Here is a 24,807-nt window from a genome sequence, read left to right as displayed (position 1 = left end):
TACTAACTTCTAATATCTAAAATTATGAAAAAAAATTCACATGTCGTCAGTCATGTGCCAATTCTTTATTACCTAAAGTGGCTCTTCATGGTAAAATTTACGCTTTTACTTATTGTAGCTTTTGGCTACAGTAGTTATGCAAATTCGACACTTGCTCAAGGCAACATTACGTTAAAAAACAAAAGCATAAAATTTAAAACTTTACTGCAGTTGATCGAAAAACAAACTGATCTGCGATTTATCTACAATGACAATCAGATCGACAAATTTGTGATCAGTGATATCAATGCAATTAGAAAACCATGGTATGAACTATTGGAACCTATTTTACAAAAAACAGGACTAAAAATACAGGAGATCAATGGTGGTCGCATCATCATTTCACCAATCGTAATACAAGATCCAAAATTTCATGGTAAGGTCACCGATAGCAAAGGCGAGCCTTTAGCTGGCGTATCCATTAAGGAAAAAGGATCTGATAGAAGTACACTTACAAATGAAAAAGGTGAATTTACAATTGCAGTTAAAAACACTCAAAGTACGATCATGATCAGTAGTGTCGGTTTTGTTTCGCGAGAATTATCTTACTCATCGACTTTTCAATCTATCCAATTGGCCGATGATCTTGCTCAACTCGAAGAAGTCGTTGTCGTTGGTTATGGAACGCAAAAACGTGTCAACTTAACAGGTGCTGTTTCCGCTATAAGCGGTCGGGAATTGGAGAATAGACCCGTTGTCAATGCCACACAAAGCTTGCAGGGTGTGGTCCCAGGACTAAATGTGAATGTTGGAGGGAATACCAAGCCTGGTCAAAGTTTCAATCTCAATGTACGTGGAGTAGGAAATATCAGCGGTACCGATGGTCCTTATGTACTTGTCGACGGAATGGAGATGTCACTAGCAGATATCAATCCCAGCGATATTGAAAACATCTCGGTATTAAAAGATGCATCAGCATCTGCGATATATGGATCAAGAGCTGCGTACGGTGTTATTTTGGTAACAACTAAAAAAGGTACCGCAGGAAAAAAAGTAATCAGTTTTACTGGTAATACTGGACTCACATCCCCTGTAAGATTACCCGATATGGCCAATTCGGTAGAGTTTGCCAATTTCTTCAATACAGCAACCTTTAATGCATTGGGTACAAAGCAATATTCGGAAGACAAAATTGCGCTATTGCAACAGTATATTAATGATCCAAGCAGTCTGTCGATCTTTCCAGAAGTCAACACGAACAATTATGCAAGCTGGGAAAACAGTGCCAATGGAATTGCTAATACTAACTGGTTCAATCTGCACTATAAACCTACTGCTCTACGTCAGAATTATACCGTAAACATGAGCGGAGGTAATGCTGGTACTCAATTTTACGTATCGGCAGGTTATTACAACGAAGAAGGAATCTTGCGCTATGCAGATATTGACTATAAACGCTATAATTTCAACAGTTCTATTTCTTCAGATCTGACCTCTTGGTTAAAAGTCAAAGCCAATGTTAAATATACTAAAAACAACAATCAAACACCTTTAGCAGGATACGAAGACATGTTCTTTCACAATTTAGCTCGTATGCGTCCTAATGTATCACCCTATGATTTTTATGGAAACTGGAATGAACAATCCATGGTGCCATATTTACAATCGGGTACAAAAGATGAATTAACAAACAATACATTAGCTATATTAGGTGGTGTAGAAATAAGTCCCCTAAAAAACTGGAAAATATTTGCTGATCTCAATTACAGATTGGATAATGATGCCAATGATATCTTAAAATTACCAGGCACGATCTATGGCATCGATGGAACGTCCTATCTTGTTAACCGTTCTGAGTACAATATACCCTTAGGTGGCAGTTTCGAACGTAAAATGAATACTAACAATTATCTCACACCCAACATCTATACCAATTACAAAATTTCGGTCGACAAGCACAACTTTGATCTCACAGCGGGTTTTCAGCAAGAGCTAAATCAGTTTAAGGAAATCTATACATCCGCTAGTGATTTGATTAGTTTTGACCGCCCTGGCATAGACTTATCAACAGGAACCAAATCCAGTAAAGAAGCCCGTAATCATTGGGCAACTCGTGGTTTCTTTGCGCGTTTGAATTACAATTTCGACCAAAAATACCTATTGGAAGTGAATGGACGTTATGATGGTTCTTCACGTTTCGCATCCGACAATCGTTGGGGATTCTTTCCATCGGTATCGGCTGCATACAACATCAGTGAAGAGTCATTCTTTAAAGATGAAGTCAGCTGGGTCAATCAACTGAAAATAAGAGGTTCATACGGATCACTAGGAAATCAGGCTGGAGCAGGACTTTATGCGTACTCGGAAAACATGCGCATCATCGTACCAGGTGCCAACGGAGCAGGAGGAAGATATTATTTTGAAAATGGACGCGAGAGTTATATCAACGCTCCGGGTGCTTTCAATCCATTGATCACCTGGGAAACTGTACGTAGCGCAAATTTTGGTCTTGATTTTACGGCATTCCAATATAGATTGACCGGTGCAATTGATATCTATCAGCGCAATACCAAAGATATGCTCGGTCCATCTCGAGATGTAGCCGATCTTTTCGGTACAGTACCCGCAAAAAGTAACAATGCTGATTTAAGAACACGCGGTTGGGAAGTTAATGTCAAATGGCGTGATCAGCTTTCCGAAGACTGGAGCTATAATTTGGGCTTAATCCTCACAGATTACAAATCAATGGTTACGAAATATCAAAATCCAACCAAGTTCAATCCGAATGCACAATGGTACGAGGGCAAGACATCTGGTGAAATCTGGGGCTATACTGCTCATCAATTGATCCGTACACAGGCAGAAGCAGATGCTTATAATGAATTGGATCAGTCATTTTTGTCCGCTCGCGATTGGATCCCTGGAGATGTCATGTACCTTGATATCAACAATGATGGAAAAATCAATAATGGAACCAATCGCTTAGGTGATATGGGCGACATTTCTATTATCGGAAACAGCACCCCAAGGTATAGCTATAGTATCTCTGGTGGATTAACGTGGAAAAATTTATCGATGAATATACTGTGGCAAGGTATTGGTAAAAGAGATTTTAGTCCAGCAGTTGCCGATGCTTATTTCTGGGGAGCAGGTGCCTTAGCACAAGTGACCGTTTTCAAACAACATTTAGATTATTTCTCTGAAAGTAATCCTGATGCTTACTATCCAAATCCTTATGCAGCACCTGCAGGTGCCATCAATTCTTATATCAATAAGACACAGCTATCTTCAACCCGTTATTTGCAAAGTGCTGCGTACTTGCGCCTCAAAAATCTAACTATCAGTTATAATATTCCAAAATCATTAATACAGCGCTGGAAATTCGAACGCATCAATCTATTCGTTAGTGGCGAAAACTTGTTGACTTTTAGCCCATTGGCGAAAATGTTTGACCCAGAAACCATTAACGGCGGTTCAGGTACTGGGAAGATATATCCCTTGAGCAAAGTGTATTCTTTTGGTCTAAACATTAATTTTTAATCCGAGCAACATGAAACTATATAATCTATATTTATGCCTACTTGCAGCAATTATTACGATATTTTCAGCATGCAACAGTAATTTTCTGGATCGGGAACCATTGGATCAGCTATCCACAACAGGGAGTTTATCTTCGACCAATGAGCTTAAATTGTATGTCAATCAATTCTATCAAACTTTACCCGGTCATCCGAATTTTACCGGTGGTATTGGGCCTGCTTTTGATGACGCACGTACCGATAACATGATATTTACCAGCGTAGATCCGAGACTTAGCGGACAGTTAACGGTTGCTAATGCCGATACAATTCCTGAATATTATAAAATAAGAGCAATTAATTTTTTTCTCCAAAAATCCAACAATGCAAAAGGAAATCAAACTGAAATCAATAAATATGTTGGCGAAGCATATTTCTTTCGTGCTTGGTATTATTTTGAGTTGGTGAAAAAATATGGTGATGTCACGTGGGTCAATCAATTGTTGAGTTCCGAAGATGAATCCACGTTATTAGCTAGGGATAGTCGTATTATGATCGTAGACTCTATCCTCAACGACCTGAACCGTTCAATCGATCTTTTACCTACAGCATCTACTAATGCGAGTATGCGTGTGCACCGTGATGTGGCTCTGGCATTAAAATCGCGAGTTGGTCTTTATGAAGGAACGTGGCAGCGGTACCATAAATTAAAAGGGACACCATTTGCGAGCACGGAAGCTACAGAAGATAAGATTAAGAGTTATCTGACTCAAGCACGTGATGCCGCCAAGACTATTATAGATGGTAATCGCTGGAAAATATATACCACCGGAAAATTCAATGATGATTATCGCAATATGTTCAATACGGCAAATCTTTCTACAAACAATGAGGTTCTATTATATCGACGCTATAATCCTTCAGAAAATGTCGGTCACGGTGTTTCCAAATATCTATCAACAGGAGGAGGAGATATCGGTTTGACCCAGAGTCTCGTGAGTGATTATTTAACAGCAGATGGGAAACCATTTGTAGGTACACTACAGACCGAAGTGCAAAAAACATACAGCCAAGATTTAAGACCTACAGTTCGTGATCCACGATTGGCACAAACAGCAGTAGTGCCACAGGCACCTTTACGACCTGATGCTGTTGCAGCCAATTTTCCACCGATCAATCAAAGTGGATTCAATCGTTCCACCACAGGTTACCCGATGTACAAATATGTCGAGTACAATAGTCTTCCTGCCGTATCTGATGATGGCATGAGTGCTGCTCCTGTCATTTATTTTCGTTATGCAGAAGTATTGCTCAACTATGCGGAAGCTATAGCTGAACTTAAAGAAGATCCGAGTAAAATTATTGATGCGATACGACCATTGCGTGCACGCGTTAATATGCCTGACATGGACTTCGACCGAGAATATAATACTTCAGTAAACTATCCTTTTGCACAGCTAGACAAATATATACAAGCAGTGAGAAGAGAAAGACGTGTTGAACTCGTAGCTGAAGGTCAGCGCTTGCAAGATATTTTCCGTTGGGCAGCTGCTGATCAACTGATCGTTGGCAAAAGACCTTTAGGTATCCTTTTTACGGGAAGCAATATTGCGCAAGAAAACAGCAGTGCAGGTTTTTACAAAGACAATCTTTTATACTATGACACAGCACCAACAGGAAAAAATGTCAATTTCTTCCTTTCAGGTAATCCTGGTGATGCTACACGCTACATGGATCCTTACAAAGCAGTATTGCCAAGTGGCTATCGATTTAGAGTCGATCGAGATTACTTACTTCCCATCCAGCAACGGATGATCGAATTGACAAATGGTAAATGGAAACAAAACCCAAACTGGTAAAATCACTATCATGAAGACATTAATTTATAAAAAAGGAAACTTCGGTTTCCTTATACTCCTAATCTTATTATCGTTAATTGCTTGCAAAAAAGAAAACCTTCCTGCTAAACCTGTCTCTGGTCCATTTCAGGTGACCAGTACCGTGACAAACGAAATAGAGAAAATAGCAGGTACTTATACCATAAGTATTGAGGGGACCACCAATGGCTGGTGGGTTACTTTACCGGCAAATGCACAGTGGTACAGTGTGGAACGCAAATTCGGATCTGGTAATGTAACACAAAAGCTGACGATCAAAGCAAATGATTCGGGTCAAGATCGATCAGGATGGGTCAAAATAAACTCCACTTCAAAAGAAGAATTAACCATCAACTTTAAACAAAAAGGCTCATGAAATTAAGTTTTATTGTAATTCTAGCGCTTGCTTTGACTACAGGAAGACATGCTTACGGACAAAAAAGACCTAATGTCTTGATCATCATTTCCGATGACCATGCCTATCAAACCATAGGAGCATATGGTTCAAAATACGGAAAAACACCCCAGATAGATCGTATCGCCAATGAGGGGGCTATTTTTAAAAATGCTTTTGTCAACAATTCAATATGTGGCCCCAGTAGGGCCACTTTATTGACAGGAAAGTACAGCCACAAAAATGGTTTTAAGGATAACGAGACTTCCGAATTCGATTTCAGTCAAGATTTATTTGTCAAACAGTTCCAGCAGGTCGGTTACAATACCGCCTGGGTCGGTAAAATCCATTTGGGGGATAAATTACAAGGATTCAATTATTATGACATCTTGGTTGATCAAGGCACCTATTTCAATCCAGATTTTATCAGTAAACAAGGACGTAAACAAAGTGAAGGATATGTTTCAGATATCGTGACCGACAAAGCTTTAAATTGGCTCGATACCATAAATCAAGAACAACCTTTTTGCTTGGTTATCGGTCATAAAGCGACCCATCGTACCTGGATGCCCGATCCTGCAGATTTTGGCACTTATGACAGCGTTGATTTTAAATTACCGGAAACCTTTTACGACGACTACGAAAGCCGTAAACCAGCCAAGCTTCAGGAGATGTCTATTGATAAGGATATGCGCATGGGCTACGATCTAAAGATGTTCGAATCTGTTGAAGCGATGATGCAGGATGGTAATTTTAAACGCATGACACCAGCACAGCAAGAAAAATACATCAATTATTACAGACCGATCTATGAAGAACTTAAGCAATCCAAGTTGACGGGAAAAGCTTTAGCAGAGTGGAAATTTAAGCGCTATATGACCGATTACCTCAATACTGCACAATCCATGGACAGGAACATCGGAAAAGTATTGGACTATATAGACAGTAAGCAACTCAAGGAAAATACAGTCGTCATCTATCTGTCCGATCAAGGTTTTTATATGGGCGAACATGGTTGGTTTGATAAACGTTGGATGTATGAAGAATCCTTCCGTACACCGATGGTCATGCGCTATCCAGCATTGATAAAACCCCATACTGAAATTAATGCCAAAGTGGTCAATGCCGATATTGCACCGACTCTACTTGAACTTGCATCGGTCAAAAAGCCGAAGGATATCCAAGGTAAATCTTTTGTACATGTGCTCAAAAAACCTAACAAAGAACATAGGAAAGATCTTTTCTATCATTATTTTGAAAATGGGGAGCACGCAGTAAGTCCACATTTTGGAGTGCGTGATGACCGATACAAATTGATCAGATATTACAAACGTCTAGAAACCTGGGAATTATTTGATTTACAAAAAGATCCTCAAGAACTTCATAATGTATATCTTGATCCTGGATATGGCGCTGTGGTCAAGATGATGAAAAAAAAGTTAGTAAAACAAATGCGTCTTTTTGATGATAAAGAAGCAGAAGAAATCTATAAGAAAAATATAGATTAGTATATTTAAAGTAATGCAAAACGCTCATATATATATGGGCGTTTTGTATATATAAAGAGATATCAGGCACCAGTATGTTTATCAATTTCTAAGCTGATTTATTTAATACCATTAAATGTGTAGCATAAATATTGTTTTAATCGTTTAGTATGTATGAAAAAGATCGTGATATTCACCATGCTTGTAGGCTTTCTCTCTAGCTGCTGCAGTATGAAAAATACTGGAGATAAGAGCAATCTTGTTATTACAGGGGAAATAATTCCGTTAGGAATAACTACCTTTCAATATGGAACACACATGATAAATGCAGAGAATAAAAGCTATGCGTTGAAAAGTATTAAAATAAAGTTGGATGATTATATAAATAAATCTGTTATAATTAAAGGTAAAAAGCTCGCAGGCTATCCTTTAGAGGGCGGACCCGAATTGATTGAAGTATCAGATATTTCGCTCAAGTAATGATATTGAGCACAATACAATTTCAGATATGAAAAATGTTCATTAGCACTCCCCTTTCTCAGTAACATGTCATCGATCTAAATACATCCTAAACACAATAATAATTAATTATTAAAATTCAAAAATGTATGATTCGTCACTATTCCTTAATATTATGTATTGCAGCTGTAACGTTAACAGGTTGTCAAAATCAAAAAACGGTAAGCTCGTCCAATGAAGTAAAACAAAATGACTCCGCACTACCCACACTTCAAACACATTTAAGAACAATAGGTAATAATTTCTCAATAGATTCTGTACAATTGTCTTTCACTGTGATCAATCATGCAGATACGGTGCAGCATTTTTGCAAATGGGAAACACCTTTTGAACCATTTTTAGGAAAATACATGGAAGTTCTCGATGAGGAGGGCAACGAAGCACTTTTTACTGGTCCTATGGCTAGAAGAATAATGCCCCCTCCTATAGACAGCTTTATTCATGTGCAACCACATGATAGCGTGAGCACCATATATAATCTAGCCAAGAATTACACCATTAAGCCGGGAAAATACACCGTAAAATACACGGGCGGTGGTGTTAGTGGACTTGATAAAGGAAATGAAATCAAAATTGCAATAACTGGAAAATAATTAGTTTAAGCTTACATGATCTGACAAATCATGTAAGCTTATATCCAAAATTCACATTTTTAATAACTAAATTTCTACAGCGATCAAAAAGAAGTGACTAATCCTTTGATTAGAAATATTTTTTTTCTGACAATAATTAATTTCCCAAATCATAATGTAACATGTTTGCTTCAAATTTTATATTGAACATCTTCCCATTAAACCAAAAAAATAATTTTCATAAGATCGATTTTGTGATATTTTCACTAATTTAAAAGTATTAATAATAAAATATAGATTCCGGTCAATATCTCTATAAATTTTAAGGAATTGAATTATTCATCAAGTATAATCATCAATTAGTACATGAGCAACAGTCATATTTATATACTAAGCGGATTGGGCGTAGATCGAAGAGTATTTTCAAAAATAACCTTTGAAGGTATAAATATAGAATACTTAGATTGGATGTCTCCGCTTCCGAGTGAGTCAATGGTATCATATGCTCAAAGGTTATCATTAAAAATAACAGTCAAAAATCCCATCCTAATCGGGCTATCTTTTGGAGGCATGATGGCAATGGAAATAGCAAAGATAATTAAAGTAAAAAAAATAATACTGCTAGCCTCCGCAAAGTGCAATAAGGAAATACCCGTACTTTACAGAATCATAGGAGCGCTAAAACTCAATAATATTATTCCTAATAATTTACTCAAAAAACATACTATGGTGATGAATTATTTCTTTGGCATAACTTACGAAGAAGACAAATTGATGCTCAAACAGATTTTACGTGATACTGACCCACAATTCTTAGCATGGGCAGTCGATAAAATATTAAACTGGAAAAATAAAATCATTTCAGCTGATCTCATTCATATCCATGGGAGTAAAGATCGTATAATCCCCATTAATAATATCAAGACATCTTATGTAATCGATCATGCTGGTCATTTTATGACCATTACCCATGCTAAAGAGGTCGAGCTTTTATTAAGAAAACTTTTAATTGAAACGTGTAGACATTAATCAAATACTGGATTTTCATATAGTTTCCACAGTCCCAACTGATTTGATCGAGCATAATCTTGTCCTTTATTAACTTTTTTTATTACCACTATAATCTACACCTTCACATCTAAGGAATGTATGTGTTGGTACGGTGATAAATTTGAAAAAGTAGACTGCGCTGCTAAAAACCAACCCAATATGGTTATAGCACGTGATAAACATAGATTATAAAACTTTTAGAGAATAAAGATACTTTGAGTATGGAAGATATAGGAAAGATATGGTACTCAAAGATTGGAAATGAGGTTGAATTTTTCACGAGTTCAGGAAATCATCCTGTATAAATAATATCAACCAAAATCGGAGAATTACCAAATCATCGTAACGAGCAAATTTGAAGAATCAATCTTAATGTTTTATTCAAATACAAGTCACTCTAAATTCATATACATGATGTATAAAAGCGAAAACAATTACTGCTTCAGCTTCGCTTCAATCTGCAAATTTCTCTTTTCCACCTCCTCGAGCATATACATTGTTTGAATAACAAATGGATGACCTTCAATCGGAGTAATCGGTTTTTGTCCCAATTCAGTAAAACAATAGAAATCCAATAGTCGTACCATACTTCGAATTGTAGCGACAGTACCCTTCCAATAGTAAAATTGTTCCTTTTTATTATTGAAATGCTTTAATACCAAATCCTCATTGATGATAAGCTTTGGACCTTGACCTGCATTTTTCTGTACATAACTGACCAATAATTCATTATCTACTTTTAGATCGCTCATGAGAAATAACCCGATCGACTTTTGTTTATGCTTGTTAATAAACACGCACATCGAAAGCTGAAGTTCATCTACAAGATTTTTCGTATAAAACGAACCTAATATCAAATTACAATTATTACCCATTATAAAATCAAATAATAGTGTGTGAACCAATTTAAAAACTACATAAGTATAGCTTTAACTTAATATACAAATATAATATTCACAAATAAAGGAAAATTATATTAGATTGATAAAATTTACAATTGCCGTGAGATGCAGATTTGCAGATATCAGTAATAATGACTACATTAATAAGTAATATAAAAAAAAATGAATAGCAAAATTATAGGCGCTGGAAATTATATTCCTTTACATACCGTTATAAATAAATTTTTTGACGAGTCTACTTTCTTTGACGAAAACGGAGTACCATTAAAACAGTCAAATGCAATTATAACCCAAAAATTAAAGGAAATAACTGGAATTGAAGAAAGGCGTTATGCAGAAACTGACCAAGTGGCATCTGACCTTGGTTTTCTTGCTGCACAGAAAGCAATCGAAGATGCTCAGATCGATCCCGAAACCCTAGATTATATCATCTTTGCTCATAATTATGGAGATGTTGTGCATGGATCTATACAGTCCGACATGGTTCCAAGTTTAGCCTCTCGTGTTAAACACCTTTTAAAGGTTAAAAATAACTTTTGTGTTGCGTACGATTTATTATTCGGTTGTCCGGGGTGGATTGAAGGCGTCATCCAGGCCAATGCATTTATTCAAGCAGGTATTGCTAAAAGATGTCTGGTTATCGGAGCAGAAACATTATCTAGAGTAATAGATCCTCACGATAGAGACAGCATGATTTATGCAGATGGTGCTGGTGCAGTAATCCTAGATGCTAATCAAGATGATTCTGGACTTCTATCTCATCTATCGGCTTCTTTCACCCTTAATGAAAGCGATTATTTATATTTCGGCAAGTCTTACTTCCATCAGGATTCAAATACCAAGTATTTAAAAATGAAAGGACGTAAAATATATGAATTTGCGCTAACAAATGTATCTCAGGCTATGAAAACGTGTTTTGACAATAGCGGTTACTCCATAAAAGAACTTTCTAAGATCATCATTCATCAAGCTAATGAGAAAATGGACGAAGCGATCGTAAGCAGGTTCTATCAACTATACGATCTCCCGAAGCCGCCAAATGTTATGCCTATGATCATTCAGAAATTGGGCAATAATAGTGTTGCAACCATACCTACATTATTAGCAATGATTCTACACGGAGAAATACCCGAGCATTCGATCAATAAAGGAGATATTACGCTATTCGCCTCTGTTGGAGCAGGCATGAATATCAACGCGTTTGTCTACAAATTTTAAAATTGTCAAAATAAATCCCATGTATAAGTTAGTAGTAACTTATACATGGGATTTATTTACTAAAATATATTTAACTCATCTTTTATTATTCTACTAAGACACTATTGCCTTCACGAGTAATAACCAGATCCGAAAAATAACCATCCGATTTGTGTCCAGTCCAAAAACCTATTTTGCCACCTGTATTCGGATGAAGAGATTCAACAATAAGAGCAGGATTAGGATCTCCATTTATAAAGGTTTTAATGTTGTTATTATGAATAATAATTTTGACATGAAACCAGTCATTAGGATCGACGGGGATTGACAAAGGAGCTTCATACTTATCCGGAAAATTCTCCCTTAAATAAGGCCAATCATTTTCAGGGACTGCAATGTACTGTACAGCATGTTTTCTTCTTATTGGATCTTTGGCATGAAAATTAAACGGACGAAAATAAACTGCTTCATATATGCTATCACGCATGCCATGAAAGGCAATTCCTACAAAACTCTCCTGTAAAATATCCTTTCCTTTTACATCAAATTCAATTATCCCATTTTGAAATTCAATTCCTTTTATCCAAGCAATACCAGGATAAGGTTGAGCCTTTACATTCACGATCGGCCTATTATGCTGATCTTTTAAAACAACTATTGTTCTATTCATCACTTCTAATGCCTGATGCGAGAGAACTGGTTTAAGAATAATTTCTTGTGCACGGGTGCTTAACGTAAGACTGATAAAAGTTATAATACATAGAAAAATTTTAAATCTATTCATCTTTAACATGTGTTAGGGTTTGAAATTTATATTTAATTAACTTATTGTTCGGCAACTAAGATATTTATATGCTGGATAAGTTGTATATTCAAAGCCATTCAAGTCTTTTCAAGATTGATCACAAGAAATATATGTTTAAAAATCAACAGCTTATAGATAAATGCAAAGAACTGATCGAAAACAAACTTGGTTGGGGAAATAGCTCTTTGTGGCAATCTCAAGATTTTGAGAATCTGAGCAATCTGATATTCGAGCAGACCAATGTCATGCTAAGTGCCAGTACTTTAAAACGTATTTGGGGTAAAATTCAATATAATAGTACTCCAAATTTGAGCACACTGGATGCCCTAGCAAAGTTTGCTGATTTTCCTAACTGGCGATCTTTTACAAATTCGTTAAATACTAGCCATACTCTAATAAATCGTAAAAAATATGATTTCAAGCATCCTTTCTTTCTTGCTTTTTTAATCTTAGCATGTACACTGTTGATCAGCTTTGCATTCTTCATTAAAGATGCTAAAAAACTAATCTATAGTCAGATCACTTTTTCCAGTAGACCTGTCACCTTTGGCGTGCCCAATACAGTGATATTCAAATACAATGTGAGCAAAAGTAATGCGGACAGTGTTTTTATCCAACAAAGCTGGGATCCTAAAAGAAGATTTAAAGTAGATAAAAATAAACATGAATATACGAGTACCTATTACATGCCTGGCTATTACCGAGCTAAATTGATTCTCAACGATTCGATCGTTCGTGAACATGATATTCTGATAGAATCTAAAGATTGGATGGGAATGCTTCATAGGGAATCAATACCCATTTATTTACCAGAAAAGACGGTTAATCATGGCGATTGGGTTGGGATTAAAGAAACTGATTTAAAGAATGAACAATTGGATAATCAAAAAGAAGTACCAACGCTTATTCTTACTCATGTAAGTAAAAAATTCAATGTTTCCAGTGAAAATTTTGCATTAAAGCTCGAGCTACAAAATACTGCTAACCATTACAATAATCCTTGCAAACAAGCAAGTATTATGTTATTAGGAACTGAAGGTGTGATTACCATTCCTTTATCTACACCAGGATGTGTTGGGGAACTTAAATTAAGGATTGGTGAAAAGTTAGTTGATGGGATGACAAATGACTTATCAACATTCTCGACTGATTTTAAAAAACCAGTACAAATCAGCTGTATTTCAAAATCAAAATCTATAAAAATTGATTTGAATGGAACGAAGATTTATGAAGATCGTTTTGCAAAAAGTATTGGTAAAATTGTAGGTGCACGTGTTTCCTTTCAAGGAACAGGTTATATAAAATCTTTTGATCTCAAAAATATATAGAACTAGTATATCCCCAGACAAATGGATCGATTATAAATCGATAAGATAATATCTACAAAATAGATATTAAAATCTATTCGAACCTGATAAATAAGAAATTTTATTGAGAATACATTACCCAATTCAAAATCGATTACTTTGGAAAACAAATAAGTCAATTATTCGTTGAAAGAAAATAGGCTTAGATACAAATAAATTAAAATCATGAAAAAAAGCATCATCATTATCTTGTGTTTAAGTACAATCTTATGCTTCTTTAATTCTTGTATTTCAAGATTAAGCCGCCCCGCTATCACAGGCTATATTTATGATTATGACAACAAGCCTATCCCTGGCTGTAAAGTTGGCGAAACACATACTGATGAAAACGGAAAATTTTATTTAAAAGAAATCAGGTCAAGTAAATTTTTATTATCAGAGATCATGGTTATGGAGGCTCCGCCTTTATTTTTTGAATTGGACATTGAAAAGCCAGGTTATCAAAGTTATAGCAAAGATTTTTTTAGCAGATATGGTGGCGGTAGAACAAAGGGTGCAATAGACAATCTAGATACCCTATATATTAAACGTATAAGTGAGGTAATCCAACCTGAAGATTATATTTACGACAACTGGCAATTTGTTGCAAATAAAAATCTCGATACCTTATTTGGGATCAATAAAAATTATCGTCTTCAAAACCCAATCACAAATAATCCTAATTTTGACAACAAATTCAATGGCGGATTACTCCATCGATTTGAGAATCCGGTCAAACCCGACACGGCATGGAGTCCCGAATCTTATGATATAGAAACTTCTTATTTAATTAAATTAAGCAAAGATGGAACCTATAAAGGAAAAAAAACAATTACATATCAAAATGCATGGCGTCACCGTAAGGAATACGATCGCATGTATCGTGAGTCTTATACCATTCCCAATAATCAGCAAACGACAAAGGGAAGATTTAAATTTTCAAAGAATATGATCCATTTCGACAGTGCATTTTATCCATCAAACAATTTATATAAAATTGATTCCATAGATCGAGATATCATGATCTTAACGAGAATTGAAAGTAAATAAACACGATCCATACCTTTATTCATGATGCCATTATTAAATGATGATAATAGATAATCAAACCCAATATTTAAAAATTACCATATCCATTGATCATTACTCCTATCGTACTACTAACGTTATGGTAAACAACCATTTTTAATACACTCTTCATTAAAAGGCTATTGGAATCAATTGGAAGATAATACAATCTCTTAAAAAACCATGACCTGTTAGGTATTCTACTACTTTTGCTGTATCTTAATTGCTTAAATTTTTTATTTTCATGCTATTCATAAACTATACAGCATTTTACAGGGAAAAATGTATCGAAATATTTAAAAGTAATTTACCAATCTTTTTTGACCAGCAAGAGTTGCCACTATTTGAAAACTTTTTAGATCACCATACTCATGAAAATTACTACCTGATTAAAGAAGGTGAGCAGATATTAGCCTGTGGAGGAATTTTTATTGACGAAATAAAAGGCGAAGCCAGTCTAGCATGGGGAATGGTGCATGCCCAGCATCATAAAAAAGGAATAGGTAAATTGCTTACTCAATACAGGCTAGAGATCATGAAAAACTGCTACCCGAATAAAACATATGTATTGGAAACCTCACAGCATACTGCAGCATTTTACGAAAAAAATGGATTTCATACCATAGCTATTGTACAGGATGGTTTTGGAAAGGGGATAGATAAATATATGATGGAAATGAAAAATAAATAGACATGGACCACTGTTCCACTTTAATTAATTCGATATGATATTTTTCTCCCTTGCTCTTTTTACATAATCATTGCTAAAACTATCCGGATCCAAGGTCATCGCTTTCCGATCAACAAAAGAAATTCTCCCTATCCTATTTAAGCGATACATGGTAACCATTTTTGCTGGAAAATGATAATCGAAATGCAAGATTACAATTTTTAAATTTTTACCTATGATTGAGTAACTCCCTTCAGCTATAATCTTATTTTCTGCATCCTTAATTTGTTTAGGAAAGGTCAATTCCAATATCTTTTGACTTTTATCGTCCAGCCAATAAAGAACATATTCCTCCCCTTTTTGATCAGCATCATAATCCATCATTTTTTTTAGTGCAGTAACTTGCTGCGGAGCATTAGGGTCTTCGGGGGGTATCTCCGCTTCTACCGTATTTTCTTTAATATTCTTTATATATACCTGATGATGAAACCCATTGATATTGATCTTCTCTATTAGCATATAAGAGGTCATCCCATCTAAAGCATCTTTTGAAACTTGAGCCTCTACTTGTTGATAACAAAAAAATAAGATAGTCACTTTTAAAAATTTCATCCAGTTGATCATTTGTTGCCGATAGATGATTTTAGCCAAAGCCTTTATCTGTGATACAACGTGATCAGGTAATGATAGGAAATTAAAAAGTAATGTCATGATTAAGATAATTAAATATGGAAATAGTAAAGGATATTTCTGTTGATTGCCTATCCTTTTATGCAATCAGATCCTGATCAAAATATGTCATTATTAAAAAAACCAATCTCCGCCGTAACCAAATAAAATGGAGACTACAAGGAGGAGAATCATATATGCCATAATCCTTTTGAGCAAGCTATTAACTTTAATATCTTTGAAAAAATAATAATTAACAACAAAAAATAGGAGCGCAGCAACTCAATAAAGAAAATAACGGACCTAGAATCCTCATCAGTAAAAAATATAACACCAATTTTCAACCAATTGTTCCTCTCAAAATTTCAGTTCAATTATTGTTGTTGCTCGCTAACCACTTATGTTAAATATATGAATCAAATATGGTGCTAAAATGTATATCATTGTCTGAAAATTGTTAACAATAAGCTTTCTTCTAATATAGTACAATACATCAATATTAAAAATGATCTGGCAATCATTGGATTACTAAGATTGAAAACCTAAATTTTTACACATCTCAATTCTAAAAGGAACATATCGGATAAATCATTATCATACCTTTGAAACTTCTAAATCATATAAACCTTCCTTTTTACAGATATGCCGATTGCATATTTGATGAAACTTTTACATATTTGTATATAAATAGCAGTTTTAACCGAACTAACCTTAACTAAATATTGTCTAAAATATTAAAAAATAAATGAATTGTAAAAACTGCAACACCGAAGTCTTTCAAAACTATTGTCCAAATTGTGGACAACCCGTAATCCTTAAAAGAATTGATAGACACTACATTACGCACGAAATCGAGCATGTTTTACATTTCGAAAGAGGGATTTTATATACGATAAGAGAATTACTAACCAAACCCGGTGATAATGTCAGGCATTATATTTCAGAAAATCGTGCTCGACTTGTAAAACCAATCATATTTATTATTGTAACTTCTCTTATTTATTCGTTGATTAATGGTTTTTTCCATATAGAAGACGGCTATATAAATTATCAAGAAATCGAGCAAACAACGACAGGAAAAATTTTTACTTGGGTGCAAGCTCACTATGGTTATTCCAATATTATACTTGGAATATTCATTGCTTTCTGGGTTAAAATATTTTTTAAAAACTATAACTACAATCTATTTGAGATTCTAATCTTACTTTGTTTTGTCATGGGGATAGAGATGCTCATTTTTGCATGTTGCGCACTCTTACAAGGTTTAATAAAAATTGACATCATGCAATATGGAGGCATTATTGGAATTGCATATTTCAGTTGGGCTATTGGACAATTTTTTGACAAGAAACTCAGTAATTATCTAAAAGGATTTGCTGCATATATGTTAGGGGTCGTGAGTGCTGCAATTTTAGCTGTTGCAATAGGAACATTAATTGACATACTTATAAAACATTAACATATGGAAAATAAAAAAGCATCATCCTTTATTTTTGGTATTATAGCGATCATAATTGGGGTAAGATTATATAAAGAATTCGACTTTGAAAATCTAAAATTTGAGAAACCAGCACTAGCTATTGTTTACAGCGTTGTCTTTATATTTTCCATTTACATACTCGGGAAAAATCTAAAGAACAAACTTAAAAACAAAAATAAAGATCAAAATATCGTTTAGAAGCTGATGATTATTCTTAATAATAAGAAAGAGCAAAGTTCAATAATCGAGATATTATTGAACTTTGCTATAAAAAATGTATCTTCTACTCATGAAGGATCGCGAAATTCTTAGACGACATATCGATCAAACTATTCAACTCAACGATGAACAGTTTGATTATTTCTTTTCTTTTTTTAAACCCGTATCATTTAAGAAGAAACAATCCATCATCCAAATTGGTGATGATGTACCATGCGAGTATTTTGTTTTAAATGGCTGTCTTAAAACATTTTTTGTTAATGATGAACAAAAGATGCACATCCTACAATTTGCAACAAAAACCTGGTGGGCATCTGATTATAATGCGTTACATAACAATAAAAAAGCAACAGTTAATCTGGATTGTGTAAGTGATGCAGATACCCTTTGCCTGTTTAGTGAAGACCGAGAAAAAGTGTGCAAAGAAATACACGAAGTGGAAACTTTTCTAAGGTGGCGTTCCAATAAGGGTTATATAGGTTTACAAAAAAGAATACTCTCCTTACTTAACAACGATGCCCGAAGTCGGTATGAAGAATTGATGCAACAATATCCAGAACTCTACAACCTGGTTCCAAAACATTTAATTGCGGCGTATCTTGGTGTATCCCGCGAAACCCTAAGCCGCCTGTATCATGCCAGATAGGGTGATATATGTCGCCAAAACAAACATTCTTTAAAATGTGATGTATATCACATAAGGGTTCGATAATTTATACCCTATTTTGTGATATCATTTAAAAAATTTTAAAGATGGAAAAAGAAAATTTGAAAGTATTAGTCGTACTTACCTCTCATGATCAACTTGGAGATACAGGAAATAAAACAGGTTTTTGGGTCGAAGAATTTGCTGCACCCTATTATGTTATGGCTGATGCAGGAGTCGATGTGACAATCGCTTCTCCAAAAGGTGGACAACCTCCGATAGATCCTAAAAGCGCACTTCCAGAATTCCAGACTGAAGCGACAAAACGATTTGATGAGGACAAGGAATTACAAGCTAAATTGGCCAATAGCATAATATTGAGTGAAGTAGACGAACAGGATTACGATGCTATTTTTTATCCCGGCGGACATGGCCCACTTTGGGATTTGGCGAATGATAAAACCTCTATAACACTTATAGAAGATTTTTGGAAAAACAATAAGCCTGTTGCCGCAGTATGCCACGCTCCGGGTGTATTCCGGTTTGTTAAAGACAGCGATGGTATCCCATTAGTAAAAGGTAAAAAAGTTACTGGATTTTCGAATTCTGAAGAAGAGGCTGTTCAATTGACAGATGTTGTTCCCTTTTTAGTAGAAGATGAACTTATAAAACTTGGTGGTGATTATAGTAAAGGAGAAGATTGGGGTAGTTATGTTTTAAAAGATGGCAATTTGATCACAGGTCAAAATCCAGGTTCTTCAGAAGAAACGGCAAAGGAATTACTCGCCCTCTTATCGAAATAGATATTAATCCAATACAGTTTTAAACTATTAATCAACGGATTGATCCCTTAGGGCCAATCCGTTTTCTATTTCTCGTATATCAGACTAGTTTTTTATTTCACAAAAGTCGCCTTAGAACCTCGACCCGTTGCATCTGCAGCTGAAATAGCAACATTTGACATAAGTTTTAATTATACTTTCTAAAAAACAGAAAGAGCAGCAAATTCTTTACTACCAGATCCAGTAACAGATGTGTAACTAGAAATCATCTATCCTTCTTTTTTATATTGGCAGAGATTTACAACTACTCTATCATTCTTTTACATGGCACTAGTTCATTTTTTATCATCAAACCACCCTATTTGCATCTATAAAGTGGAAATATCTATTTGAACATCAAATTATATTAAGGAGAGCCATCTAAATAACAAATTTAGGTAGGATGATCTTGTTTACTAGAACAGCAATTCTAAAAGAAAACCATCCAAATATTCGTCACAATGGAATAAGATCTATGGATAATTATCCCAAATTGCAGTACAAATTCGAAATCATAACCATAAAGAATATAATGAAAAAATGATCGAAATGTTAAAAAACCTTAAAAAATGCACATACCATATATCATGTTAAAAAAGATTTAAATAAAAATATTCACACAAATATCACTGTAAATCAACTGTTTACAACACCTCTTATTATATCAAGTTTGTTACAATTATAAATTTAGTTCAATTCGTACCAATTATTGAGGCATGTCTTTTGTAAATACCAAATCGTAATATTTTTATTACAAATGGTAAGTTTGTCATTTGTATCTAAGATCAAATGCATTAACACACACTAAATAATATAGGATATGAATTACATGGAAGAAGTTCTCACTCCTACAAAGGAGGTTAAGGTGCTAGTAAAGCCAGCTGTATTAAATTCAAACGAGCAGCAATTAAAACAACAAAAAAACAGTTTGTTACGCAAATCAATTCAATATGGTCTCAAAGAGTATAGTATATGGGGCATAACATTTTTGATTTTATTAACGTCAGTATTTGGTCTATATATGCTTCAGACAGAATTCGAAGCATTACGTTTTGAACGTCTAGATAGCATTGGCGGAACTATAATTATTGGATTCGGTATTTTCCTTTTACTATCCAGTATCAGTTTCTTGGTCTATTTGATAATTTTACATACAAAATATAAGCCTATTGCCTCTGTATCTGATGAAGAATTGCCTTCTTGTACAGTTATAGTACCAGCTTACAATGAAGGACATCTTGTCTATGATACTTTACGTAGTCTTGCAAATAGCGATTATCCTGGTCACAAGCTCCAATTAATAGCAATCGATGATGGTAGTAAAGATGATACATTCTCGTGGATACAACGCGCTAAAGCAGAGTTGGGTGATCGCGTCGAAATTTATCAACAACCTAAGAACATGGGAAAACGACATGCGCTTTACCGTGGTTTCAAATTAGGTAAAGGTGATATATTCATTACTGTTGATAGTGATTCTGTGGTAAAAAAAGATACACTTAGAAATATGGCCTCTCCTTTTGTGAAAAATAAAGATTGTGGTGCTGTTGCTGGAAATGTTCGTGTACTCAATAATAAAAAAGCTATAATACCACGCATGCTTAGTGTGAGTTTTATATTCAGTTTTGAATTTGTCCGCTCCGCACAAAGTGTATTAGGTTCGGTCATGTGTACACCGGGAGCTTTATCAGCATATCGAAAAGATGCCGTCATGAATTGTTTAGAAGATTGGATGAATCAAACATTCATGAATCAACCTTCGGATATTGGAGAAGACAGGGCTATGACCAACATGATTTTGAAACAAGGTTACCATGTTTTGTTTCAATCCAATGCATATGTCTATACCGATACTCCTGTACGTTATAAAAACTTATATAAGATGTTTATTCGTTGGGAAAGAAGTAATGTGCGTGAAAATATTATGATGAGCCGTTTTGCTTTTACCAATTTCCGTGAGGGCAAAAAATTAGGAACGCGTATTTTATTACTTATGCAATGGAAAAAAGTATTGCTTTCCTATCCGCTGCTTTTGTTAATGATGTGGACAATATTTCATTATCCTTTAATGTTCTTGAGTTCAACTTTTGTAGGAATACTAATTTTTTCAAGTATTCAAGCATTCTTCTTTGCCTCAAAAAGTGACAATAAAAAAGAAGCATTTTGGGCTTATACTTACAGTATATTCTATGCATTCTCTCTATTCTGGATTACTCCATATGCAATTGCTACAGCAGGACGCAGCGGATGGTTGACAAGAGGGTAACCCCAGTAAATAATAATATTCCATGTATCATATTTAATTAATATGATTACGATTTGGGCAAGGTTATGCGTTTTCGCATAATGCTTGCCCTTTCGGTATTTAATACAATCCCTAAGCCATTTTAGTAAGTAATTTATCATACACAATCTTGATACATGAATGAACATGATAAAGCATCTATGACAATCAGATACGACAATTTTAAAAGGTTAGAATATCTATTTTTAATCCACCATGCTACTCTGGACCCATCACTATAACATGATCAAAAAGTATTAATCTAACCGTTCTAATTTAATGAACACTATATTGAAATGAAAATTTCGGGGAAGAAAGATCGAAACTGATAAAAGCAAAGAAAATTGTTTAAAAATGGAAATTGATGAAGAATTGCCAAATGAAATTTCAATCCATCATGAGATGACTAGTGTCGCATATCAAAATCCAAAATTTTCACTCAGACTCTACCCCTTTATTTGTAAATGGCAATGAGGCACTTTCTCAACACATCCAAGTAAATTCAGCATACCGTAGATTGCAAAACTAAGACATGCCAAAGCAGATATATCCATAGGAAAGGAGCATCTACAAATTATAACCAATTGATAATATCAGCACGTATTAATCATGCTTAGGCATGTTGTGCATAATTGGATCCATTATACTCCTTGTACTGAACCAATGTGACTCAAAACATAGCATAAAGGCTAGGTATATATTGTTGAAAATGGTATTAAGAAATTAATACAGGAATTTTATTAAAAATAATATATCCATCATATTACTATATGAGATAAAATAATATGTTTTGAATAAAAAAAGAAAGTTATTTTATTTGCTTTTGTTATCCTTCGTACTCGCTAATGCCCAAGCAATAAGTACGGGTTGAAAGAACAGTCGTGCAAATCTCTTAGCATTAGTATCGAGACCAAAGGCATCACGTTTTTCTACATATTGGGTGATATTGCCAGGAAACACAGATGTAAAAAATCCAGCCGCTATTTGACCAACAGTTTCTCTATGTTTTTCATTTGTAAAAATTAGAGCAGCACCTAAAGAAATTTCCGCTAGTCCAGAAAACACCACCGTATCATCCTTTTTAAGAGGAACCCAATTAGGCACCTGAGCCCGAAATTCTTTACGAGCAAATGTTAGATGTGAGATACCAGCAGTCATTAAAAACGTACCGAGAGCAATTCTGCTTACCTTTTGAAAATAGGATTGATTCGTCAGCATATTATTTATTTTATCAATATCGATCAGTATAGATACAACCGACAATGGACAAAGGTTTTTTATAATGACAATATTTTTAAAACTCCACAGAAAGTCTCTATTTTGACAGTTCCGCAAGTTCATCTTTCGTGAATACATGATCCCCTTTCAAATAACTATTTGCTTCCTTCAGATATTTGAAAATTATTTTTTTACCTTCTTGACTTGGCAATTTTTTAAGATTTTGAACTAAAAAATTTTTATCCACTAATCGATCTTTATGATAATCTAGAAATGAGGGAGCATGTGTTTGGACAGACCATCTTATAAAATGCAGATCAATATTATCTTTATTTTTTGATATAACAGATTCTAGTCTATTCTTACCTTTTTTAAACTGGCTTAGCTTTGTAAATGGATTGTTCTTATGCTTTGCCCATAATATCTCATATGCTGCGAGATATCCTTGTTCTGTTGCAGTTTTGGCTCCAGATTCTAAGGTTTTTAGATTGTTCTCACAGAGTTTTTTATCTTTAACAGCTACCGAATAGTCCGATCTTATTTTATCAATATCAATTTGACCAAAGCAAATAATTGTACTTAACACAAAAAATATACACACAAAAAAACGTTTTCCCATATTCTCTCCAATTATGATGTTTATATTCCAATTTCTAAGTTTATAAAATGAATGTTGTGCAGCATACCATCAGGTGATATAAGCCTTATGTTGAAAAGGGGACATGGGTCCCCTTTTCATTTAATTCAGTAATTTAAATATACTATATTTATATTCAAACTACAATTACATAATAAAGTCTTATTTTATAACGATGCGTTATCACGTAACATTTTAATATCATTATGCGCAGCTAGCTGCTTACCCAATTGGTTCAACACCATATTTTTCACTTCTATTGATAACTGATCAGCATCCTCTTCTAGTGTGTTTTTATAGGTTTCCTTAAAAGCATCTTCTCCTTTTTCACAACTTTCCAATAAGCTTCTCTTATCATTTCCTGAAATATTTACTTTAACATTCATCCACAATCTAAAAAGTTTACCACTCATCATCGTACTTTCCGTTGGCTCCTCACCCTCGAGTTTAACATAAGGTGTTAACTCTTCTATAAATTGTTTTGATTGCTGCATATATTTCCCGAAAATACCACCTAAGCTATCCACTCCCATATTGTTTGCAAGATCAGATGCTGTTTTATATCCTTCTATGCGATCATTGTTGATCTTGATAAGATCATTGATAATTTCTGGATTATTAATTTGATTTTCCATAGCAATTATGTTATTTGAGTTGTAAATCATTGCATTGAAAACAACAACATCAGCAATAGGTTCAGTCTTAAATTCATTTCGGGTATTAACACTGCGATAACGTATTTACCTCCAGCAATAAAAAGTGGTTGGGTCGTGGATATAATAATTTCGCTTTTAGACGCCCAACTCAGATCCACTAAAGAGATCTTGAAAACATCTATTTGATGAATAGATATTTATACATGAATAAATCATATGAGTAAGAACTCCAATATTTTGATAAGCTTTAATAAGTTTGTTTAGCCCAAGCTAAACCTGCGTCACTCCCAGCCTATTTAAACAGTAGATATAGTTGACCAGATAAAGATATTCAAATTATCTTTATTTCGATTATCTCTGGCGCAAAGCGACTACAGATGTCGATTATTCTTTTTTAAATTCAATACAAAAAGTAGTTCCAACTTGAAGTTCGCTTTTAACAGTAATTTCAGCATTTAAACGATCAATGATACGCTTGACAATAGAAAGTCCAATACCCGATCCCTCATATCCCTGAGAATTAGGCAATCGCTTAAAGATATCAAATATATTGACGCCTTCTCTAAGGTCCATACCTATTCCATTGTCCTTAATATAATAAAAAACAGAGTTGCCTACGTTCTCACTGGATATCTCAACAAATGGCTTTTGAATCGTACTCCTATATTTAATAGCGTTACCCATCAAATTTAAAAACAATTGATATAGTAACGTTCTTTCTCCTAAAATAGGAATCGTAGGACCAAGCCTAAAGTCAAGATCTACAATACCATACTGTTGCTTACAACTTTCT

General features: G+C 34.5%; 23 protein-coding genes. 16 read left to right on the top strand and 7 right to left on the bottom strand.

Features of this window, described 5'->3' with window-relative positions; translation table 11 throughout:
- The first annotated feature begins 24 nt into the window (after window positions 1–24).
- The 7 genes from MUB18_RS11295 to MUB18_RS11265 all read left to right on the top strand — a co-directional run bounded on the left by MUB18_RS11295 (window position 25) and on the right by MUB18_RS11265 (window position 9,375).
- On the top strand, window positions 25–3,519 hold the full coding sequence (locus tag MUB18_RS11295) for a SusC/RagA family TonB-linked outer membrane protein (RefSeq protein ID WP_248753136.1): 3,495 nt from the start codon (window positions 25–27) through the stop codon (window positions 3,517–3,519).
- 10 nt (window positions 3,520–3,529) lie between these two features.
- Window positions 3,530–5,356 (top strand): RagB/SusD family nutrient uptake outer membrane protein, encoded by a 1,827-nt coding sequence (locus MUB18_RS11290; protein WP_248753135.1) that lies wholly within the window; start codon window positions 3,530–3,532, stop codon window positions 5,354–5,356.
- Between the two features lie 10 nt (window positions 5,357–5,366).
- Window positions 5,367–5,750, top strand: a complete 384-nt coding sequence (locus tag MUB18_RS11285) for a hypothetical protein (protein WP_248753134.1) — start codon at window positions 5,367–5,369, stop codon at window positions 5,748–5,750.
- Window positions 5,747–7,276, top strand: coding sequence for a sulfatase (locus MUB18_RS11280; protein ID WP_248753133.1), 1,530 nt, complete (start codon window positions 5,747–5,749; stop codon window positions 7,274–7,276). Before MUB18_RS11285 ends, MUB18_RS11280 begins: the two co-directional genes overlap by 4 nt.
- Window positions 7,277–7,429: 153 nt before the next feature.
- A complete protein-coding gene (locus MUB18_RS11275) occupies window positions 7,430–7,735 on the top strand; it encodes a hypothetical protein (protein ID WP_248753132.1) in 306 nt (101 codons plus the stop codon).
- A gap of 128 nt (window positions 7,736–7,863) precedes the next feature.
- Complete coding sequence (locus MUB18_RS11270) at window positions 7,864–8,367, top strand: hypothetical protein (protein ID WP_248753131.1); 504 nt, start codon at window positions 7,864–7,866, stop codon at window positions 8,365–8,367.
- Between the two features lie 345 nt (window positions 8,368–8,712).
- Window positions 8,713–9,375 carry an alpha/beta hydrolase gene (locus MUB18_RS11265; protein WP_248753130.1) on the top strand — a complete coding sequence of 221 codons (663 nt, stop codon included), beginning with the start codon at window positions 8,713–8,715 and terminating at the stop codon, window positions 9,373–9,375.
- Between the two features lie 455 nt (window positions 9,376–9,830).
- Here MUB18_RS11265 and MUB18_RS11260 read toward each other — a convergent pair whose 3' ends face one another.
- The gene (locus tag MUB18_RS11260; protein WP_248753129.1) at window positions 9,831–10,148 is read right to left on the bottom strand and encodes a hypothetical protein; all 318 of its coding nucleotides are present in this window, start codon (window positions 10,146–10,148) and stop codon (window positions 9,831–9,833) included.
- 312 nt (window positions 10,149–10,460) lie between these two features.
- Between MUB18_RS11260 and MUB18_RS11255 the strand changes: the two genes are divergently transcribed.
- Window positions 10,461–11,516 carry a 3-oxoacyl-ACP synthase III family protein gene (locus tag MUB18_RS11255; protein WP_248753128.1) on the top strand — a complete coding sequence of 352 codons (1,056 nt, stop codon included), beginning with the start codon at window positions 10,461–10,463 and terminating at the stop codon, window positions 11,514–11,516.
- An 85-nt stretch (window positions 11,517–11,601) separates the two neighbouring features.
- On the opposite strand, the gene MUB18_RS11250 is transcribed toward MUB18_RS11255, so the two are convergent.
- On the bottom strand, window positions 11,602–12,279 hold the full coding sequence (locus MUB18_RS11250) for a hypothetical protein (RefSeq protein ID WP_248753127.1): 678 nt from the start codon (window positions 12,277–12,279) through the stop codon (window positions 11,602–11,604).
- A 131-nt stretch (window positions 12,280–12,410) separates the two neighbouring features.
- Between MUB18_RS11250 and MUB18_RS11245 the strand changes: the two genes are divergently transcribed.
- The 3 genes from MUB18_RS11245 (at window position 12,411) to MUB18_RS11235 (ending at window position 15,405) form a co-directional block, all read left to right on the top strand.
- A complete protein-coding gene (locus MUB18_RS11245; RefSeq protein WP_248753126.1) occupies window positions 12,411–13,628 on the top strand; it encodes a hypothetical protein in 1,218 nt (405 codons plus the stop codon).
- 204 nt (window positions 13,629–13,832) lie between these two features.
- Entirely contained in the window at window positions 13,833–14,696 is an 864-nt protein-coding gene (locus MUB18_RS11240) for a hypothetical protein (RefSeq protein WP_248753125.1), read from the top strand.
- Between the two features lie 262 nt (window positions 14,697–14,958).
- Window positions 14,959–15,405 (top strand): GNAT family N-acetyltransferase, encoded by a 447-nt coding sequence (locus tag MUB18_RS11235; protein ID WP_153195684.1) that lies wholly within the window; start codon window positions 14,959–14,961, stop codon window positions 15,403–15,405.
- Between the two features lie 24 nt (window positions 15,406–15,429).
- On the opposite strand, the gene MUB18_RS11230 is transcribed toward MUB18_RS11235, so the two are convergent.
- The gene (locus tag MUB18_RS11230) at window positions 15,430–16,095 is read right to left on the bottom strand and encodes a hypothetical protein (RefSeq protein ID WP_248753124.1); all 666 of its coding nucleotides are present in this window, start codon (window positions 16,093–16,095) and stop codon (window positions 15,430–15,432) included.
- Window positions 16,096–16,798: 703 nt separating this feature from the next.
- Between MUB18_RS11230 and MUB18_RS11225 the strand changes: the two genes are divergently transcribed.
- The 5 genes from MUB18_RS11225 to MUB18_RS11205 all read left to right on the top strand — a co-directional run bounded on the left by MUB18_RS11225 (window position 16,799) and on the right by MUB18_RS11205 (window position 21,485).
- Window positions 16,799–17,512: a DUF3667 domain-containing protein gene (locus MUB18_RS11225; RefSeq protein ID WP_248753123.1), complete on the top strand. Its 714-nt coding sequence runs from the start codon at window positions 16,799–16,801 to the stop codon at window positions 17,510–17,512.
- Window positions 17,513–17,515: 3 nt separating this feature from the next.
- Window positions 17,516–17,731 carry a hypothetical protein gene (locus MUB18_RS11220; RefSeq protein WP_045754847.1) on the top strand — a complete coding sequence of 72 codons (216 nt, stop codon included), beginning with the start codon at window positions 17,516–17,518 and terminating at the stop codon, window positions 17,729–17,731.
- A gap of 76 nt (window positions 17,732–17,807) precedes the next feature.
- Window positions 17,808–18,398, top strand: coding sequence for a Crp/Fnr family transcriptional regulator (locus MUB18_RS11215; RefSeq protein ID WP_228115825.1), 591 nt, complete (start codon window positions 17,808–17,810; stop codon window positions 18,396–18,398).
- Window positions 18,399–18,520: 122 nt separating this feature from the next.
- Window positions 18,521–19,201 carry a type 1 glutamine amidotransferase domain-containing protein gene (locus MUB18_RS11210; protein WP_411028121.1) on the top strand — a complete coding sequence of 227 codons (681 nt, stop codon included), beginning with the start codon at window positions 18,521–18,523 and terminating at the stop codon, window positions 19,199–19,201.
- Window positions 19,202–20,048: 847 nt separating this feature from the next.
- Window positions 20,049–21,485, top strand: coding sequence for a glycosyltransferase family 2 protein (locus MUB18_RS11205; protein WP_094772561.1), 1,437 nt, complete (start codon window positions 20,049–20,051; stop codon window positions 21,483–21,485).
- An 831-nt stretch (window positions 21,486–22,316) separates the two neighbouring features.
- Here the strand turns inward: MUB18_RS11205 and MUB18_RS11200 are convergent.
- The 4 genes from MUB18_RS11200 to MUB18_RS11185 all read right to left on the bottom strand — a co-directional run bounded on the left by MUB18_RS11200 (window position 22,317) and on the right by MUB18_RS11185 (window position 24,743).
- On the bottom strand, window positions 22,317–22,721 hold the full coding sequence (locus tag MUB18_RS11200) for a hypothetical protein (protein WP_248753121.1): 405 nt from the start codon (window positions 22,719–22,721) through the stop codon (window positions 22,317–22,319).
- Between the two features lie 97 nt (window positions 22,722–22,818).
- Window positions 22,819–23,340: a hypothetical protein gene (locus MUB18_RS11195; RefSeq protein WP_045754849.1), complete on the bottom strand. Its 522-nt coding sequence runs from the start codon at window positions 23,338–23,340 to the stop codon at window positions 22,819–22,821.
- A gap of 185 nt (window positions 23,341–23,525) precedes the next feature.
- The gene (locus MUB18_RS11190) at window positions 23,526–23,993 is read right to left on the bottom strand and encodes a ferritin-like domain-containing protein (protein ID WP_045754850.1); all 468 of its coding nucleotides are present in this window, start codon (window positions 23,991–23,993) and stop codon (window positions 23,526–23,528) included.
- 405 nt (window positions 23,994–24,398) lie between these two features.
- The gene (locus MUB18_RS11185; RefSeq protein ID WP_262917527.1) at window positions 24,399–24,743 is read right to left on the bottom strand and encodes a sensor histidine kinase; all 345 of its coding nucleotides are present in this window, start codon (window positions 24,741–24,743) and stop codon (window positions 24,399–24,401) included.
- Between the last annotated feature and the right edge of the window lie 64 nt (window positions 24,744–24,807).

Origin of the sequence: Sphingobacterium sp. PCS056 (assembly GCF_023273895.1) — a bacterium.
Classification (GTDB): domain Bacteria; phylum Bacteroidota; class Bacteroidia; order Sphingobacteriales; family Sphingobacteriaceae; genus Sphingobacterium.
Note: the sequence above shows the minus strand (reverse complement) of the source record. Positions and strands in the feature narration are given on the sequence as shown.

What these genes read in the sequence shown, in the direction of transcription:
- MUB18_RS11295 (WP_248753136.1), top strand. Translation starts at nt 25, where the DNA reads ATGAAAAAAAATTCACATGTCGTCAGTCATGTGCCAATTCTTTATTAC.
- MUB18_RS11290 (WP_248753135.1), top strand. Translation starts at nt 3,530, where the DNA reads ATGAAACTATATAATCTATATTTATGCCTACTTGCAGCAATTATTACG.
- MUB18_RS11285 (WP_248753134.1), top strand. Translation starts at nt 5,367, where the DNA reads ATGAAGACATTAATTTATAAAAAAGGAAACTTCGGTTTCCTTATACTC.
- MUB18_RS11280 (WP_248753133.1), top strand. Translation starts at nt 5,747, where the DNA reads ATGAAATTAAGTTTTATTGTAATTCTAGCGCTTGCTTTGACTACAGGA.
- MUB18_RS11275 (WP_248753132.1), top strand. Translation starts at nt 7,430, where the DNA reads ATGAAAAAGATCGTGATATTCACCATGCTTGTAGGCTTTCTCTCTAGC.
- MUB18_RS11270 (WP_248753131.1), top strand. Translation starts at nt 7,864, where the DNA reads ATGATTCGTCACTATTCCTTAATATTATGTATTGCAGCTGTAACGTTA.
- MUB18_RS11265 (WP_248753130.1), top strand. Translation starts at nt 8,713, where the DNA reads ATGAGCAACAGTCATATTTATATACTAAGCGGATTGGGCGTAGATCGA.
- MUB18_RS11260 (WP_248753129.1), bottom strand. Translation starts at nt 10,148, where the DNA reads ATGAGCGATCTAAAAGTAGATAATGAATTATTGGTCAGTTATGTACAG.
- MUB18_RS11255 (WP_248753128.1), top strand. Translation starts at nt 10,461, where the DNA reads ATGAATAGCAAAATTATAGGCGCTGGAAATTATATTCCTTTACATACC.
- MUB18_RS11250 (WP_248753127.1), bottom strand. Translation starts at nt 12,279, where the DNA reads ATGAATAGATTTAAAATTTTTCTATGTATTATAACTTTTATCAGTCTT.
- MUB18_RS11245 (WP_248753126.1), top strand. Translation starts at nt 12,411, where the DNA reads ATGTTTAAAAATCAACAGCTTATAGATAAATGCAAAGAACTGATCGAA.
- MUB18_RS11240 (WP_248753125.1), top strand. Translation starts at nt 13,833, where the DNA reads ATGAAAAAAAGCATCATCATTATCTTGTGTTTAAGTACAATCTTATGC.
- MUB18_RS11235 (WP_153195684.1), top strand. Translation starts at nt 14,959, where the DNA reads ATGCTATTCATAAACTATACAGCATTTTACAGGGAAAAATGTATCGAA.
- MUB18_RS11230 (WP_248753124.1), bottom strand. Translation starts at nt 16,095, where the DNA reads ATGACATTACTTTTTAATTTCCTATCATTACCTGATCACGTTGTATCA.
- MUB18_RS11225 (WP_248753123.1), top strand. Translation starts at nt 16,799, where the DNA reads ATGAATTGTAAAAACTGCAACACCGAAGTCTTTCAAAACTATTGTCCA.
- MUB18_RS11220 (WP_045754847.1), top strand. Translation starts at nt 17,516, where the DNA reads ATGGAAAATAAAAAAGCATCATCCTTTATTTTTGGTATTATAGCGATC.
- MUB18_RS11215 (WP_228115825.1), top strand. Translation starts at nt 17,808, where the DNA reads ATGTATCTTCTACTCATGAAGGATCGCGAAATTCTTAGACGACATATC.
- MUB18_RS11205 (WP_094772561.1), top strand. Translation starts at nt 20,049, where the DNA reads ATGGAAGAAGTTCTCACTCCTACAAAGGAGGTTAAGGTGCTAGTAAAG.
- MUB18_RS11200 (WP_248753121.1), bottom strand. Translation starts at nt 22,721, where the DNA reads ATGCTGACGAATCAATCCTATTTTCAAAAGGTAAGCAGAATTGCTCTC.
- MUB18_RS11195 (WP_045754849.1), bottom strand. Translation starts at nt 23,340, where the DNA reads ATGGGAAAACGTTTTTTTGTGTGTATATTTTTTGTGTTAAGTACAATT.
- MUB18_RS11190 (WP_045754850.1), bottom strand. Translation starts at nt 23,993, where the DNA reads ATGGAAAATCAAATTAATAATCCAGAAATTATCAATGATCTTATCAAG.